This is a genomic window from Streptomyces sp. 147326, assembly GCF_045000215.1.
Taxonomy (GTDB): Bacteria; Actinomycetota; Actinomycetes; order Streptomycetales; family Streptomycetaceae; genus Streptomyces.
In genome coordinates this window covers 3,757,516-3,771,678 of record NZ_CP134201.1, presented here as the reverse complement: position 1 = coordinate 3,771,678, position 14,163 = coordinate 3,757,516, and the positions used below count along the sequence as shown (strand labels likewise).

At 71.5% G+C, this 14,163-nt stretch carries 13 protein-coding genes; 8 read left to right on the top strand and 5 right to left on the bottom strand.

Translation table 11 applies throughout. The features are described 5' to 3' along the window. Positions 1 to 58: 58 nt before the first annotated feature. From RIU97_RS16745 to RIU97_RS16725, 5 genes are all read right to left on the bottom strand, one after another. Complete coding sequence (locus RIU97_RS16745; protein WP_404957544.1) at positions 59 to 1,135, bottom strand: 2-oxoacid:ferredoxin oxidoreductase subunit beta; 1,077 nt, start codon at positions 1,133 to 1,135, stop codon at positions 59 to 61. After that, positions 1,128 to 3,071 (bottom strand): 2-oxoacid:acceptor oxidoreductase subunit alpha, encoded by a 1,944-nt coding sequence (locus tag RIU97_RS16740; RefSeq protein ID WP_404957542.1) that lies wholly within the window; start codon positions 3,069 to 3,071, stop codon positions 1,128 to 1,130. Before RIU97_RS16740 ends, RIU97_RS16745 begins: the two co-directional genes overlap by 8 nt. A gap of 151 nt (positions 3,072 to 3,222) precedes the next feature. Next, on the bottom strand, positions 3,223 to 3,882 hold the full coding sequence (locus RIU97_RS16735; RefSeq protein WP_404962859.1) for a LuxR C-terminal-related transcriptional regulator: 660 nt from the start codon (positions 3,880 to 3,882) through the stop codon (positions 3,223 to 3,225). A gap of 361 nt (positions 3,883 to 4,243) precedes the next feature. Then, complete coding sequence (locus tag RIU97_RS16730; RefSeq protein ID WP_404957540.1) at positions 4,244 to 5,554, bottom strand: sensor histidine kinase; 1,311 nt, start codon at positions 5,552 to 5,554, stop codon at positions 4,244 to 4,246. A gap of 388 nt (positions 5,555 to 5,942) precedes the next feature. After that, positions 5,943 to 7,124 (bottom strand): sensor histidine kinase, encoded by a 1,182-nt coding sequence (locus tag RIU97_RS16725; RefSeq protein WP_404957538.1) that lies wholly within the window; start codon positions 7,122 to 7,124, stop codon positions 5,943 to 5,945. Positions 7,125 to 7,271: 147 nt separating this feature from the next. Here RIU97_RS16725 and RIU97_RS16720 point away from each other — a divergent pair, with 147 nt between their 5' ends. Genes RIU97_RS16720 through RIU97_RS16685 form a run of 8 tightly spaced genes read left to right on the top strand, consistent with a single transcriptional unit; the run spans position 7,272 to position 14,155 of the window. Then, positions 7,272 to 7,679, top strand: a complete 408-nt coding sequence (locus tag RIU97_RS16720; protein WP_030710243.1) for an NADH-quinone oxidoreductase subunit A — start codon at positions 7,272 to 7,274, stop codon at positions 7,677 to 7,679. Further along, positions 7,670 to 8,257: an NADH-quinone oxidoreductase subunit B family protein gene (locus RIU97_RS16715; RefSeq protein WP_361753679.1), complete on the top strand. Its 588-nt coding sequence runs from the start codon at positions 7,670 to 7,672 to the stop codon at positions 8,255 to 8,257. Before RIU97_RS16720 ends, RIU97_RS16715 begins: the two co-directional genes overlap by 10 nt. Continuing rightward, positions 8,254 to 9,576, top strand: a complete 1,323-nt coding sequence (locus tag RIU97_RS16710; protein ID WP_404957535.1) for an NADH-quinone oxidoreductase subunit C — start codon at positions 8,254 to 8,256, stop codon at positions 9,574 to 9,576. The genes RIU97_RS16715 and RIU97_RS16710 overlap by 4 nt, the downstream gene beginning before the upstream one ends. Continuing rightward, positions 9,573 to 10,541 (top strand): NADH-quinone oxidoreductase subunit H, encoded by a 969-nt coding sequence (locus tag RIU97_RS16705; RefSeq protein WP_404957533.1) that lies wholly within the window; start codon positions 9,573 to 9,575, stop codon positions 10,539 to 10,541. Before RIU97_RS16710 ends, RIU97_RS16705 begins: the two co-directional genes overlap by 4 nt. Next, entirely contained in the window at positions 10,538 to 11,158 is a 621-nt protein-coding gene (locus RIU97_RS16700; RefSeq protein ID WP_404962858.1) for a NuoI/complex I 23 kDa subunit family protein, read from the top strand. Before RIU97_RS16705 ends, RIU97_RS16700 begins: the two co-directional genes overlap by 4 nt. Continuing rightward, positions 11,155 to 11,754, top strand: a complete 600-nt coding sequence (locus RIU97_RS16695; RefSeq protein ID WP_404957531.1) for an NADH-quinone oxidoreductase subunit J — start codon at positions 11,155 to 11,157, stop codon at positions 11,752 to 11,754. Before RIU97_RS16700 ends, RIU97_RS16695 begins: the two co-directional genes overlap by 4 nt. After that, positions 11,754 to 12,110, top strand: a complete 357-nt coding sequence (gene nuoK, locus RIU97_RS16690; RefSeq protein ID WP_361753671.1) for an NADH-quinone oxidoreductase subunit NuoK — start codon at positions 11,754 to 11,756, stop codon at positions 12,108 to 12,110. The genes RIU97_RS16695 and nuoK overlap by 1 nt, the downstream gene beginning before the upstream one ends. Next, entirely contained in the window at positions 12,107 to 14,155 is a 2,049-nt protein-coding gene (locus tag RIU97_RS16685; RefSeq protein WP_404957528.1) for an NADH-quinone oxidoreductase subunit L, read from the top strand. Before nuoK ends, RIU97_RS16685 begins: the two co-directional genes overlap by 4 nt. Positions 14,156 to 14,163 lie beyond the last annotated feature (8 nt).

The following is a 14,163-nucleotide window of genomic DNA, read 5'->3' as shown; positions in this document are numbered from 1 at the left end:
GCGGCTCCGTACGGCCATGTCCGCGGCCGTGTCCGCGTCGGTGTCCGCGTCGTCCGGGTCAGCCGACGACGGTCCAGGTGTCGTTGCCGGTCAGCAGCGCACCCAGGTCGCCCTTGCCGCTGCGGTCGATCGCCGTGTCGAGCTGGTCGGCCATGAGCGTGTCGTAGACGGGCCGCTCGACGCTGCGGAAGACCCCGATGGGGGTGTGGTGCAGGGTGTCGGGGTCTGCCAGACGGGAGAGCGCGAACGCGGTGGTGGCGCTGGCGGTCTTCGCGTCGTGGACCAGGATCTGCGACTCGTTGGCCGGGGTGACGTCGACGACCTCCAGGTCGCCGGTGGCCGGGTTGCGCACGACGCCCTTCGCGTCGTCCGCCCCGAAGCGGATCGGCCGGCCGTCCTCCAGCCGGATCACGGCCTCCAGCGCCTGGTCCCTGTCCTTGAGGACCTCGAAGGCGCCGTCGTTGAAGATGTTGCAGTTCTGGTAGATCTCGACGAGCGCCGTGCCCTGGTGGTCGGCCGCCGCGCGCAGCACCTCGGTGAGGTGCTTGCGGTCGGAGTCGACGGTACGGGCGACGAAGGATGCCTCGGCGCCGATCGCCAGCGACACCGGGTTGAAGGGCGAGTCCAGCGAGCCCATCGGCGTGGACTTGGTGATCTTGCCGACCTCGGACGTGGGGGAGTACTGCCCCTTGGTCAGCCCGTAGATCCGGTTGTTGAACAGCAGGATCTTGAGGTTGACGTTGCGCCGCAGGGCGTGGATCAGGTGGTTGCCGCCGATGGAGAGCGCGTCGCCGTCGCCCGTGACGACCCAGACGGACAGGTCGCGGCGGGAGGTGGCGAGGCCGGTGGCGATGGCGGGCGCACGGCCGTGGATGGAGTGCATCCCGTACGTGTTCATGTAGTACGGGAAGCGGGAGGAGCAGCCGATGCCCGAGACGAAGACGATGTTCTCCTTCGCCAGCCCCAGTTCGGGCATGAAGCCCTGAACGGCGGCGAGCACGGCGTAGTCACCGCAGCCCGGGCACCAGCGGACCTCCTGGTCCGACTTGAAGTCCTTCATCGACTGCTTGGACTCGGACTTGGGCACCAGCGAAAGCAGTGTGCGGGACCCTTCGGTCACGGTCACCTCAGTCATTGATGGCCTCCTCGAGAACCTTGGCGAGCTGCTCCGCCTTGAACGGCATTCCGTTGACCTGGGTGTACGACTGGGCGTCGACCAGGTATTTCGCCCGGACCAGGGTGGCGAGCTGCCCGAGGTTCATCTCCGGCACCACTACCTTCTCGTAACGCTCCAGGACCTCGCCGAGATTCCTGGGGAAGGGGTTCAGGTGGCGCAGGTGGGCCTGGGCGACGGGGAGTCCGGCGTTCCGCAGCCGGCGGACGGCCGCGGTGATGGGGCCGTAGGTGGAACCCCAGCCGAGGACCAGGGTGGTGGCTCCGTCCGGGTCGTCGATGTCCAGGTCCGGTACCCGGATCCCGTCGATCTTGGCCTGGCGGGTGCGGACCATGAGGTCGTGGTTGGCGGGATCGTAGGAGATGTTGCCGGTGCCGTCCTGCTTCTCGATGCCGCCGATGCGGTGTTCGAGGCCGGGCGTGCCGGGGACGGCCCACGGCCGGGCGAGCGTCTCCGGATCCCTCTTGTACGGCCAGAAGACCTCGGTGCCGTCGGCGAGGGTGTGGTTCGCGCCGGTGGCGAACTTGACCTTCAGGTCGGGCAGGTCCGTGATCTCCGGGATCCGCCAGGGCTCGGACCCGTTGGCGAGGTAGCCGTCGGAGAGCAGGAAGACCGGAGTCCGGTAGGCGAGCGCGATCCGGGCCGCGTCGAGGGCGGCGTCGAAGCAGTCCGCGGGGGTCCGCGGGGCCACGATCGGCACGGGCGCCTCGCCGTTGCGGCCGAACATGGCCTGGAGGAGGTCCGCCTGCTCCGTCTTCGTCGGCAGGCCGGTGGAGGGGCCGCCGCGCTGGATGTCCACGATCAGCAGCGGCAGCTCCAGCGACACCGCGAGACCGATCGTCTCCGACTTGAGCGCCACGCCGGGCCCGGAGGTGGTGGTCACCCCGAGCGCCCCGCCGAAGGCCGCGCCGAGGGCCGCGCCGATGCCGGCGATCTCGTCCTCGGCCTGGAAGGTCCGCACGCCGAAGTTCTTGTGCTTCGAGAGCTCGTGCAGGATGTCCGAGGCCGGGGTGATCGGGTAGGAGCCCAGGTAGAGGGGCAGGTCGGCCTGCTGGCTCGCGGCGATGAGGCCGTAGGAGAGGGCCAGGTTCCCCGAGATGTTGCGGTAGGTGCCGGTGGGGAAGGCGCGGGTGGCGGGGGCGACCTCGTAGGAGACCGCGAAGTCCTCCGTCGTCTCCCCGAAGTTCCAGCCGGCCCGGAAGGCGACGATGTTCGCCTCGGCGATCTCCGGCTTCTTCGCGAACTTCTGCCGCAGGAACTTCTCGGTTCCCTCGGTGGGCCGGTGGTACATCCACGACAGCAGGCCCAGCGCGAACATGTTCTTGCTGCGCTCGGCCTCCTTGCGGGAGAGCCCGAAGTCCTTCAGCGCCTCGACCGTCAGGGTGGTCAGCGGTACCGGGTGGAGGTTGTACGCGTCCAGGGAGCCGTCTTCCAGCGGCGAGGTCTCGTAGCCGACCTTGGCCATGGGGCGCTTGGTGAACTCGTCCGTGTTGACGATGATGTCCGCGCCGCGCGGCACGTCCGCGATGTTCGCCTTCAGCGCCGCCGGATTCATCGCCACCAGCACGTTCGGGGCGTCGCCCGGCGTGAGGATGTCGTGGTCGGCGAAGTGGAGCTGGAAGGAGGAGACGCCCGGGAGGGTTCCGGCGGGGGCGCGGATCTCGGCTGGGAAGTTCGGCAGCGTCGACAGGTCGTTCCCGAACGACGCCGTCTCCGAGGTGAACCGGTCACCGGTGAGCTGCATACCGTCACCGGAGTCACCCGCGAACCGGATGATCACACGATCGAGACGGCGTACTTCCTTGCTGCCCGGGCTCGCCGGAGTGCGTTGTCCACCGACAACCGCACCCCCAGCCCCGTCGGCCTGCTCGGCTGGGCTGCTGACCTGGCTGGTCACTGAACTGGACCTCCTTCGAGGCGTGAGCACCCCCAGACCCACCCTACGTCGGTAGGGATCAGGCTCCCCGGAGGCGACCACATTCTGGACCGTAGGACCGCCCCTTGAGACGGCCCGACCGGTATGCCGTATCTGACAGATTGTCAGTCGATCAAGATCTCAGATAGGTGAGAACGGCCAGTACACGCCGGTGATCCCCGTCACTCGGCGAGAGGCCCAGCTTCATGAAGATGTTGCTGACGTGCTTTTCCACGGCTCCGTCGCTCACGACCAGCTGTTTCGCCACCGCGGAATTGGTACGCCCCTCGGCCATCAGCCCGAGCACCTCGCGCTCGCGCGGGGTCAGCCCCGCCAGGACGTCCTGCTTCCGGCTGCGGCCGAGCAGCTGGGCGACGACCTCGGGGTCCAGGGCCGTACCGCCCCGCGCCACCCGCACCACCGCGTCCAGGAACTCCCGCACCTCGGCCACCCGGTCCTTGAGCAGGTACCCCACCCCGGTGCTCGACCCGGCCAGCAGTTCGGTGGCGTACTGCTCCTCCACGTACTGCGACAACACGAGCACGCCTATCCCGGGGTACTCCCGGCGCAGCCGTACGGCCGCCCGTACGCCCTCGTCGGTGTGGGTCGGCGGCATCCGCACGTCGGCCACCACCACATCCGGCAGCGCGCCCTCGGCCGCCAGGTCCGCGATCGTCTTGAGCAGGGCCTCCGCGTCCCCGACGCCCGCCACGACGTCATGCCCCCGGTCGGTCAGCAGCCGGGTCAGGCCCTCGCGCAGCAGCACTGAATCCTCGGCGATGACCACCCGCACCCTGTCTTCCACGATTTTGCAGCTCCCGCGTCCACTCGTTTCCCGCACTACACGACTCAGCCAAGCATCCCAGCCTTAAGTCCTGGTGAAGGCAGAGCCGGGACAACACGTGGGCGTCCGGGGGCAGTTTTCACGAACCGGAAGGTCACATGCCGCACCCATCCCACCCCCGCCGGCGCGCTCTTTCAGCCTCGCCGGCGTTTGAGGCGTGGGGGTCCCCCCGGACGGAGTCTGGGGGAGGGTCCGGGGCGGCACCGCAGGAAGCGGCGCGCAGCGGACACGCGAACGGGACCCCCACCCACCCGGACGGGAGTCCCGCTGACCAGCAAAGAGAAGGGGGCCCGGGGGCCTGGGGCCGGCTTCAGCCCCGGTCACGCCACGGCAGCTCCGCAGTGACCGTAGTCCCGACACCCGCGGGTGAATCCACCACCAGCACCCCATCCACCGCATCCAGCCGCCCGGTCAACCCCGCCAACCCGCTCCCCCCGCCGGAGGCCCCCGCTCCGCCCCGCCCGTCGTCCGCGACCTGGATCAGCAGCCGCTCCCCGGACTTCCACACGTCCACGGAGGCCGACCGGGCCACCGCGTGCTTGCTGATGTTCTGCAGCAGCTCCGAGACCGTGAAGTACGCGATCCCCTCGATCGCCTCCGCCGGGCGGGCCGGGAGGTCCACGGCCACCCGTACCGGCACCGTGCACCGCGCGGCCACCGCCGACAGCGCCGCGTCCAGCCCCCGGTCCGTCAGCACGGCCGGATGGATCCCGCGGGCCAGGTCGCGCAGCTCCTGCAGCGCGATCTTCACCTCGCCGTGCGCCTCGTCCACCATGCGGGCCGCGGCCTGCGGATCCTCGGCGAGCTTCTCCTTCGCCAGCCCCAGGTCCATGGCGAGCGACACCAGCCGGGCCTGCGCCCCGTCGTGCAGATCGCGCTCGATGCGCCGCAGGTCGGCGGCGGCGGTGTCCACCACCACGCCCCGGTCGGACTCCAGCTCGGTGACGCGGCTGTCCAGACGGGAGCGCCCGAGCAGCCCGCCGACCATGACCCGGTCGACGGTGGTCAGGGCCCGGATCACCCACGGAGTGGTGAGGGTGATCGCCAGTCCGACGAGGCAGCCGAGGGCGATCTCCACGGGCTTGTCGAGGAAGAAGGAGTAGTCGCCGTTCTCGAAGAGCAGCAGTCCGGGCTGGTCGGAATAGGTCGGGAGGACCCAGAACCAGAGCGGGTACAGCAGGAGGGCCCAACCCGACGCCCAGAACGTCAGTGCCAGGCAGAACCCGAACACCGCCCACGGGAAGTGGATCACGGAGTACAGCACGTGCCGCCAGGCGCTCCCGCTCTTGAGCAGCGCGCCCATGGCGGCGAGGGGCCCGGCCTTCTTGGCCCGGATCGGCGCGGGGCCGGCGATGTCCGCCCCGAGCAGTGCGCGCACCCGGGCCCGCTCCACCGCGCCGAACCCGCGGCACATGGCGAGCACGCCGGCGAGGACCGGCACGCCGAGGAAGGTGACGAGCAGACCGGCGCCGAGGCTCACACCGGTGATGGCGAGCGAGAAGTACAGCGTGCTCAGCGGCAGCCCGATCAGGAGGTACCCGAACTCCCGCCAGGTCCGCCCCTCGACCGGAGCCCGCAGCACCGCGCCGACACCACCGCCCGTGCCCTTGCCGTTGTCCATGATCCCGACCCACCCTTCCGGTCCTCCGTTACACCCCCACCCTGCCGCCCCGCCCCACCCCCGAACCATCCAGCGAGTCGGCCTCTCGACCGGGGGGTTAACCCCACTACCCACGGCCCCGCGCGCGGGCGTTCGACGCGCGGGGCCCGGGGCCGCGCCCATCCCAGCCCCGCCGGCGTTTGAGGCGCGGGGTTCGGGGCGGAGCCCCGGTCTTTCAGCCTCGCCGGCGTTTGAGGCGCGGGGGTCCCCCCGGACGGGGTCTGGGGGAGGGTCTGGGGCGGCGCCCCAGGAAGCGCCGCCGCGGCGGACACGCGAACGGGACCCCCGCCCACCCGGACGGGAGTCCCGCTCACCAGCAAAAAGAAGGGGGGCCGGGGGCCCGAAAGCCTCAGCCCCGGTCACGCCACGGCAGCTCCGCAGTGACCGTAGTCCCGACACCCGCGGGCGAATCCACCACCAGCACCCCATCCACCGCGCCCAACCGCTCCGCCAGCCCCGCCAACCCGCTCCCCCCGCCGGAGGCATCCGCTCCGCCCCGCCCGTCGTCCGACACCCGTATCAGCAGCCGCGCCCCCGCCCGCCACACCTCCACGCTCGCGCCCCGCGCACCCGGCCCCGCGTGCTTGCTCACGTTCTGCAGCAGCTCGGACACCACGAAGTACGCGATCCCCTCGATCGCCTCCGCCGGCCGCGCCTGCGGCAGGTCCACCGCCACCTTCACCGGCACCACGCACCGCGACGCCACCGACGACAGCGCCGCGTCCAGCCCCCGGTCCGTCAGCACGGCCGGATGGATCCCGCGGGCCAGGTCCCGCAGTTCCTGGAGCGCCAGCTTCACCTCCCCGTGGGCCTCGTCGACCATCGCCGCCGCGCCCTCCGGGTCCTCCAGCAGCTTCTCCTTCGCCAGGCCCAGCCCCATCGCCAGCGCCACCAGCCGCGCCTGCGCCCCGTCGTGCAGGTCCCGCTCGATGCGCCGCAGGTCGGCCGCCGCGGTGTCGACGACCACGCCGCGGTCGGATTCCAGCTCCGCGATCCGCCGCTCCAGGTCGTCGGAGGGCGACAGCAGCCCCCGTACCATCGCCCGGTCCGCGTTCGCGAGCAGCCGCGCCAGGTACGGCAGCACCGGCCACAGCACGAACAGGCCGGTCAGGGCTACCGTGAAGGTGAGTACGCCCCACGGCAGCCGGATCAGCTGGTACAGCACGGTCCGCCAGCCCACGGGGTCCTTGATGCTCGTCCACAACCAGGGAAAGAATCCGCCGGACCGCTTCGGACCGGGGATCGGGGTCGGCTCGTCCACCCGTACGCCCAGCAGCGCGCGGGCGCGTGCCCGGTCCAGCCGTCCCATTTGCCGAGACAGATAGAGACCGCATGCGAGCAGGGGAATTCCGATCGCGGTCACGGAAAGACCGCCGGTGACCGAAACCATGACAACCGCGTAGACAAATCCGACGATCGCCAACGGCAGGTTGGTCAGCAGATAGGCGATCTCCTTCCACGTCACGGCGCCGAAGGCGGCGCGTACGGGGGGAGGCCGATCGTTGTCGGGGATGGCATGGCTCGTGGTCATGGGCCACAGCCTGTCAAGAGCGGCCCGCCGATGCCATGGGGTGTCCGGGGTGCTGTGAAGGGGGGATAACCCCACCCTGTGTGAGGCAGGCCCTAGACTCCCGTCCGTACCAGATCGTCGACAGTGACCGAGGAGCGAGGAACGGACGTGCCCGAACCAACGGTATCGACCGTAACCGTGCTCGCGGCGGACTACTTCCGGAGTTATTCGGTCGTCGGTCTGCTGGCCGCCCTCGGTGTGCTCTTCGTGGCCGTGGCCTTCGGCGCCGGCCGCCTGCTGAGGCCCGTGGTCCCGACCCACGAGAAGCTGCTGACCTACGAGTGCGGCGTGGACCCGGTCGGCGAGGGCTGGGCGCACACCCAGGTCCGCTACTACGTCTACGCCTTCCTCTACGTCATCTTCGCCGTCGACTCGATCTTCCTGTTCCCGTGGGCGACGGTGTTCGCCGCCGCCGGTTACGGCGCCACGACGCTGGTGGAGATGTTCATCTTCCTGGGCTTCCTGGCCGTCGGCCTGCTCTATGCGTACAAGAAGGGCGTCCTCGAATGGACGTGACACCTCAGCCGGAGCTGCTCCCGGAGCCCAAGCGCCTGGGAGTCCTCTCCCGCCTGGCCCCGGAACCCATGAAGGTGGTCCTGAACTGGGGCCGCCGGTACAGCCTGTGGGTCTTCAACTTCGGTCTGGCCTGCTGTGCGATCGAGTTCATCGCCGCGTCCATGGCCCGGCACGACTTCATCCGCCTCGGCGTGATCCCCTTCGCGCCGGGGCCGCGCCAGGCCGACCTCATGATCGTCTCGGGCACCGTCACGGACAAGATGGCCCCGGCCGTGAAGCGGCTCTACGAGCAGATGCCGGAGCCGAAGTACGTCATCTCCTTCGGCGCCTGCTCCAACTGCGGCGGCCCGTACTGGGACTCGTACTCGGTGACGAAGGGCGTCGACCAGATCATCCCCGTCGACGTCTACGTGCCGGGCTGCCCGCCGCGCCCCGAGGCCCTCCTCCAGGGCATCCTCAAGCTCCAGGAGAAGATCGCCCGCGAGTCGCTGGCCGACCGCTACGCGGCCGGGCCGTCCGTCTCCCAGCTCACCAGCGGCCTGGTCACGGCCCCGCCGGCCCCCGGGAGCGGTGCGTGAACCTCTACGACTCCCTCCCCGACGCGGCGCCGACGGTCTTCGGAGCCGAGGCCGTCGCCGAGTTCTCGTACGACGTCCTCACGGTGGACGTGCCCGTCGGCAGCTGGATCGCCGCCCTCGAAATCGCCCGCGACAAGCTGGGCTGCACGTACTTCGACTGGCTGAGCGCGGTCGACGAGCCCGGCACCGGCTTCCGGATCTGCGCGCACGTCGTCTCGCTGGAGAACCACCGCGTACGGCGTCTCCTGCTGCGCACGACCGTCCCGCACAGCGCCCCCTCCCTGCCGTCGGCGGTCGCCGTCTACGCGGGAGCGGAATGGCACGAGCGCGAGACGTACGAGATGTTCGGGATCGTCTTCACCGACCACCCGCACCTCGTCCACCTCCTCCTCCCGGAGAACTTCGAAGGACACCCGCTGCGCAAGGACTTCGTCCTGGCCGCGCGGGTCGCCAAGGCCTGGCCCGGCGCCAAGGAACCGGGCGAGGCCCACGATCCGGACGCGCCGAAGCGCCGTCAGATGCTTCCGCCGGGCGTCCCGGACCCCAACGACTGGGGCCCGATGAAGGGCCAGCTCCCGCCGGCCCCCGCCCGTACCCCCCGGACCCCCCGCGCCGCCGGCGCGGCGGGCGCCGCCGCCCGCACCCCGCGCGAGGGCGCCCCGGTCCGCCGCACCCGCTCGGTCACCGAAGGCTCGGCCACCCAGCCCCCGACGCCCCCGGACGCCGAAGCCCCGGCCCGCCCGCCGCGCCGCACCCGCTCGGTATCGGAAGGCTCGGCCAGCCAGGCCGCGCCGACCGCGCCGGCCACTCCGGCCACTCCGGCCACGCCGATCGCTGAGGCCCCGGCCCCCGGTACCCCCTCCGCACCGGAGGGCTCGGCGAGCCAGGCCGCTTCCGCGAGCCCGGCCGCTGAAGGTCCTGCCCGCCCGCCGCGGCGCACCCGCAGCGCGAGCGACGGTTCCGCGAGCCAGGCCCCGTCCGCCCCGGAGCCGGGGGAGACCCCGGCGGCCGAGGCCTCCGAGGCCCGTCCGCCCCGCCGTACCCGCTCGGCGACGGACGGCTCGGCGAGCCAGACCCCGGACGCGCCGCAGCCCGCACCCCGCCGGGTCGCGCCCCGCAGCGCGGACGCCCCCTGGCACGACCCGAAGCCCGCCTTCGACGAGCAACCGTCACCCAAGGCCGACACCACGGAGCCGGAGCCGGCCGCGGCGAAGCCTGAAACCACGGGCGGGCAGGCCGAGACCCCGCCGCCCGCGCCGGAGGCCGAGGCAGACGCCCCCGACACCCACCCCACCACCGACAAGGGAGGCGACGCGTGAACGACGTCCTCGACGTCGCCCTGCGGCTGATCGTCGTGTTCGCCGTCTTCCTCGTGCTCCCGCTCGTCGTCGGGCAGACCGAGCACAAGGTGATGGCCCACATGCAGGGCCGCCTCGGCCCCATGTACGCCGGCGGCTTCCACGGCTGGGCCCAGCTCGTCGCCGACGGCGTGAAGTTCGCGCAGAAGGAAGACATCGTCCCGGCCAACGCCGACCGACGCATCTTCCAGCTGGCCCCCGCCGTCGCCCTGCTGCCGTACCTCCTCGTCCTCCTCGCCATCCCCATCGGGCCGGGCGAGGGAGCGGTCGGCCAGGTCATCGACGCGGGCCTGTTCTTCGTGCTCGCCGTCATGGGCGTCGGAGTCCTCGGCTCCCTCATGGCCGGCTGGGCCTCCGCGAACAAGTTCTCCCTGCTCGGCGGCCTGCGCACCGCCGCCCAGCTGCTCGCCTACGAGCTCCCCATGCTGCTCGCCGCCGCCTCCGTCGCGATGGCCGCCGGGACGGTCTCCCTCCCCGGGATCGTCGAGAGCTTCGAGTGGTGGTGGCTGCCCTGGCAGATCGTCGGCGCGCTCGTCTTCTTCACCGCCGGCCTCGCCGAACTGCAGCGGCCCCCCTTCGACATGCCCGTCGCCGACTCCGAGATCATCTTCGGCGCGTACACCGAGTACACCGGCCTGCGCTTCGCGCTGTTCCTCCTCGCCGAGTACGCCGGCATCGTCGTCCTCTGCGCCCTCACCACCGTCCTCTTCCTCGGCGGCTGGCAGGGCCCCTTCGGCGCCGACGGCCTCGGCTGGGTCTGGACCCTGCTCAAGACCGGAATCCTCGCCTTCGTCGTGATCTGGCTCCGCGTGAGCTATCCGCGCCTGCGCGAGGACCAGCTCCAGAAGCTCGCCTGGACCACGCTCATCCCGCTCGCGCTCGCCCAGATCGCGCTCACCGGCATCGTGAAGGTGGCGATGAACTGATGCCCATCCCCGGATCCGGCCTCGCCAAGGGCCTGGCTGTCACGCTGCGCACGATGACGAAGCGCTCGCACACGGCCCAGTACCCCGAGGTCCAGCCCGAACTCCCGCCCCGCTCCCGAGGGGTCATCGGCCTGTTCGAGGAGAACTGCACGGTCTGCATGCTCTGCGCCCGTGAGTGCCCCGACTGGTGCATCTACATCGACTCCCACAAGGAGACGGTCCCCGCGTCCACCCCCGGTGGGCGCGAGCGCAGCCGCAACGTCCTCGACCGCTTCGCCATCGACTTCTCCCTCTGCATGTACTGCGGCATCTGCATCGAGGTGTGCCCCTTCGACGCCCTCTTCTGGTCGCCGGAGTTCGAGTACGCGGAGACCGACATCCACGAGCTGACCCACGAGCGCGACAAGCTCCGCGAGTGGATGTGGACCGTCCCGGCCCCGCCCGCGCTGGACCCGGCCGCCGAGGAGCCCAAGGAGATCGCCGCCGCCCGCAAGGCAGTGGAGAAGGCCGAAGCAGCGGCTGCCGCTGCCGCAGCCGCCGCGGCAGCCGAATCCGCCGCAGCGGGGGAAGGCGGAACCGAACCCCCGACCACCCCGACCCCGGAGGGAGACGCGTGACCCCCGCCGCCACCCTGGCCGCGGCCCAAGCCGCCGCCGGGCCCGGTTTCCTCTCCCCGAGCGGCGTCGAGATCGCCTTCGTGCTCGTCGGACTCGCCACCCTCGGCGCGGCCCTCGTCACGGTCACCACCCGGCAACTGGTGCACGCCGCCCTCTGGCTGGTCGTCGCACTCGGCGGCATCGCCGTCGAGTACCTGCTGCTGACCGCCGAGTTCATCGCCTGGGTCCAGGTCCTCATCTACCTCGGATCCGTGGTCGTCCTCCTCCTCTTCGGGCTGATGCTCACCAAGGCGCCCATCGGCCGCTCCCCGGACGCGGACTCCGGCAACCGCTGGATCGCCCTCGGCGTCGCCACCGTCGCCGCCGTGGCACTGGTCTGGGTCGTCGTCGATGCCTTCCGCACGACCTGGATCGACCTCGACGGGCCGGTCCAGGGCTCCACGAAGGTCTCGGGCGAGATCCTCTTCCAGCACTGGGTGCTGCCCTTCGAGGCGCTCTCCGTCCTCCTCCTCGCGGCCCTGATCGGCGCCATCGTGCTCTCCCGCAGGAACAGTCCCGCCGAAGACGGCGTCACCAGTGACAAGGGGCAGCGCTGATGCACCTCGCCTACCCCGCGGTCCTCGCGGCGCTGCTCTTCTGCACGGGCCTGTACGGCGTACTCGCCCGCCGCAACGCCATCCTGGTGCTGATGTCCGTCGAGCTGATGCTCAACGCGGTCAACCTCAACCTGGTGGCCTTCGACGTCTGGCTGCGCGACGCCCTGCACGCCGGCCAGGCCCTCACCCTCTTCACCATCGCCATCGCCGCCGCCGAGATCGGCATCGGCCTCGCGATCGTGCTGATGGTCTACCGCAACCGCGGCACCTCCGACGTCGACCGGCTGCGCGACACCGCCGAAGGCCACGAGCCCGCCCCGAACACCCCGAACCACCAGAGCGAGGTCACCGCGTGAGCACCACGACCCTCGCCGTGCTCGTCCCGCTGCTCCCCTTCCTGGGCGCGGTGGCGGGACTGCTCTTCGGCCGCACCGCCCCCGGGTTCGTCCGGCCGCTCGCGATCCTGCCGACGCTCGGCGCCGCCGTACTGGCCGTGATCGTCGCCGTCCGCCAGGGCGGCGGACCGGCGATCAGCACCGCGACCGAGCTGACCCCGACCGGCTCGGTGCCGATCGACCTCTCGCTCTACCTGGACGGCTTCGCCGTGCTGGTCGCCGTCCTGGTCGGACTCGTCGCCACCTGCGTACAGCTCTACTCGACGGCGTACCTCCGTGAAGACCCGCGCTACCCGTCGTATGCCGCTCTCGTCTCACTGTTCACCTCCGCCATGCTGCTCGTCGTCTACTCCGGCGACCTGATGGTGCTGCTGGTCGGCTGGGAGGTCATGGGCATCTGCTCGTACTTCCTGGTGGGTCACTACTGGGAGACCGAGGCGGCCCGCTCCGCCTCCCTGAAGGCCTTCCTCGTCACCAAGCTCGGTGACGTCCCCTTCCTGATCGGCCTGTTCGCACTCGCCGCCGACGCCGGCTCCTTCCAGATCACGAAGATCCTGGGCACCGTCGCCGCCGGCGGACTCGACCACCCGACGCTGATCGCGCTGCTCCTGCTCGCCGGAGTCGCGGGCAAGTCCGCGCAGTTCCCGCTGCACACCTGGCTCCCCGACGCCATGGCGGGTCCCACCCCGGTCTCCGCCCTGATCCACGCCGCGACGATGGTCGCCGCCGGTGTCTACTTCATCGCCCGCCTCCTCCCCGTCTTCGCGGCCTCCCGCGCCGCACTGGTGGTCATGGCCGTCATGGCGGCCGTCACGATGATCGGCTCCGCCCTCGCCGCCCTCGCCCAGGACGACATCAAGCGGGTGCTCGCCTACTCCACGATCGGGCAGCTCGGCTACATGACCGGCGCCCTCGCCGTCGGCGACCGCGGCGCCGCGATCTTCCACCTCCTGTCCCACGGCGTCTTCAAGGCACTCCTCTTCCTCGGCGCCGGCGTGATCATCCACGCCGCCGGTACGAACTCCCTGGCCGCCATGTCCCGGATGGACGGCCTGACCAAGCGCATCCCCGATGCCTTCTGGACGATGACGATCGCGCTGCTCGCGCTCGCCGCGATCCCGCCCTTCGCCGGCTTCTTCTCCAAGGAAGCCGTCCTCGTCGCCGCCGAGCAGACCGCCACCGGCCACTCGGACTTCGCCCCCAGCAGCGCCGGCTGGCTGGTGCTGGTCGCCGGCGTGCTGACCGCCCTGCTCACCGCCGCCTACGCCACCCGGCTGTGGCTGATGGCCTTCCGCGGCCGGGGCGCAGCCGCCCCCGACCACGGCAAGGAGCCCGTCGCCATGACCGGCGTGCTGTGGCTGCTCGCGATCCCGTCGATCGGCTTCGGCCTCGCGGCGGGCCCCATCGCCGACTGGTTCGACGGCGAGGAGCTCACCCCGACCCTGGTCACCTCGGTCCTCGGCACGGGCGCCGCGGTCATCGGCGTGATGCTCACCTACGCCCTCTGGCAGCGCGCCGCGGCCCGGCCGGCCACGGCCCCCGCCCCGGCCGGTGCCGGCACCGGAGCGGGCTCCCCGCAGCCCGCCGCCGTGGCCGCCGCCGCATCCGCGGCCACCGCCGCCGCCGAGTCCGCGGCCGAGACCCCCGAGGTCGCCGAGGTGGCCCACGACCACCCCACCGTCCCGGCCGGACCCGCCCCCGACCCCGGTCGCGCGCTCCTGGGCCCGCTGCACCGCCACGCCGCCGACGGCTTCCACCTCGACGCCGTCTACGACCGGCTCTTCGTCCGCCCCGTCCGGGCGGCGGCAAGCCTCGTCCGCTTCCTCGACCGCGAGGTCGTGGACACGTACGTCCGCGGCGCGGGCGCCGGCCCCCGGCTGCTCGGCAGCCTCGTACGCCGTGCCCAGACCGGCAACGTGCAGAGCTACCTGAGCGCCCTGCTCGCCGGCGCCGTGGTCCTGGCGATCGCCACCGCCGTCCTCGCCAACGTCAACGCCGGATCGTGAGCCGTGAG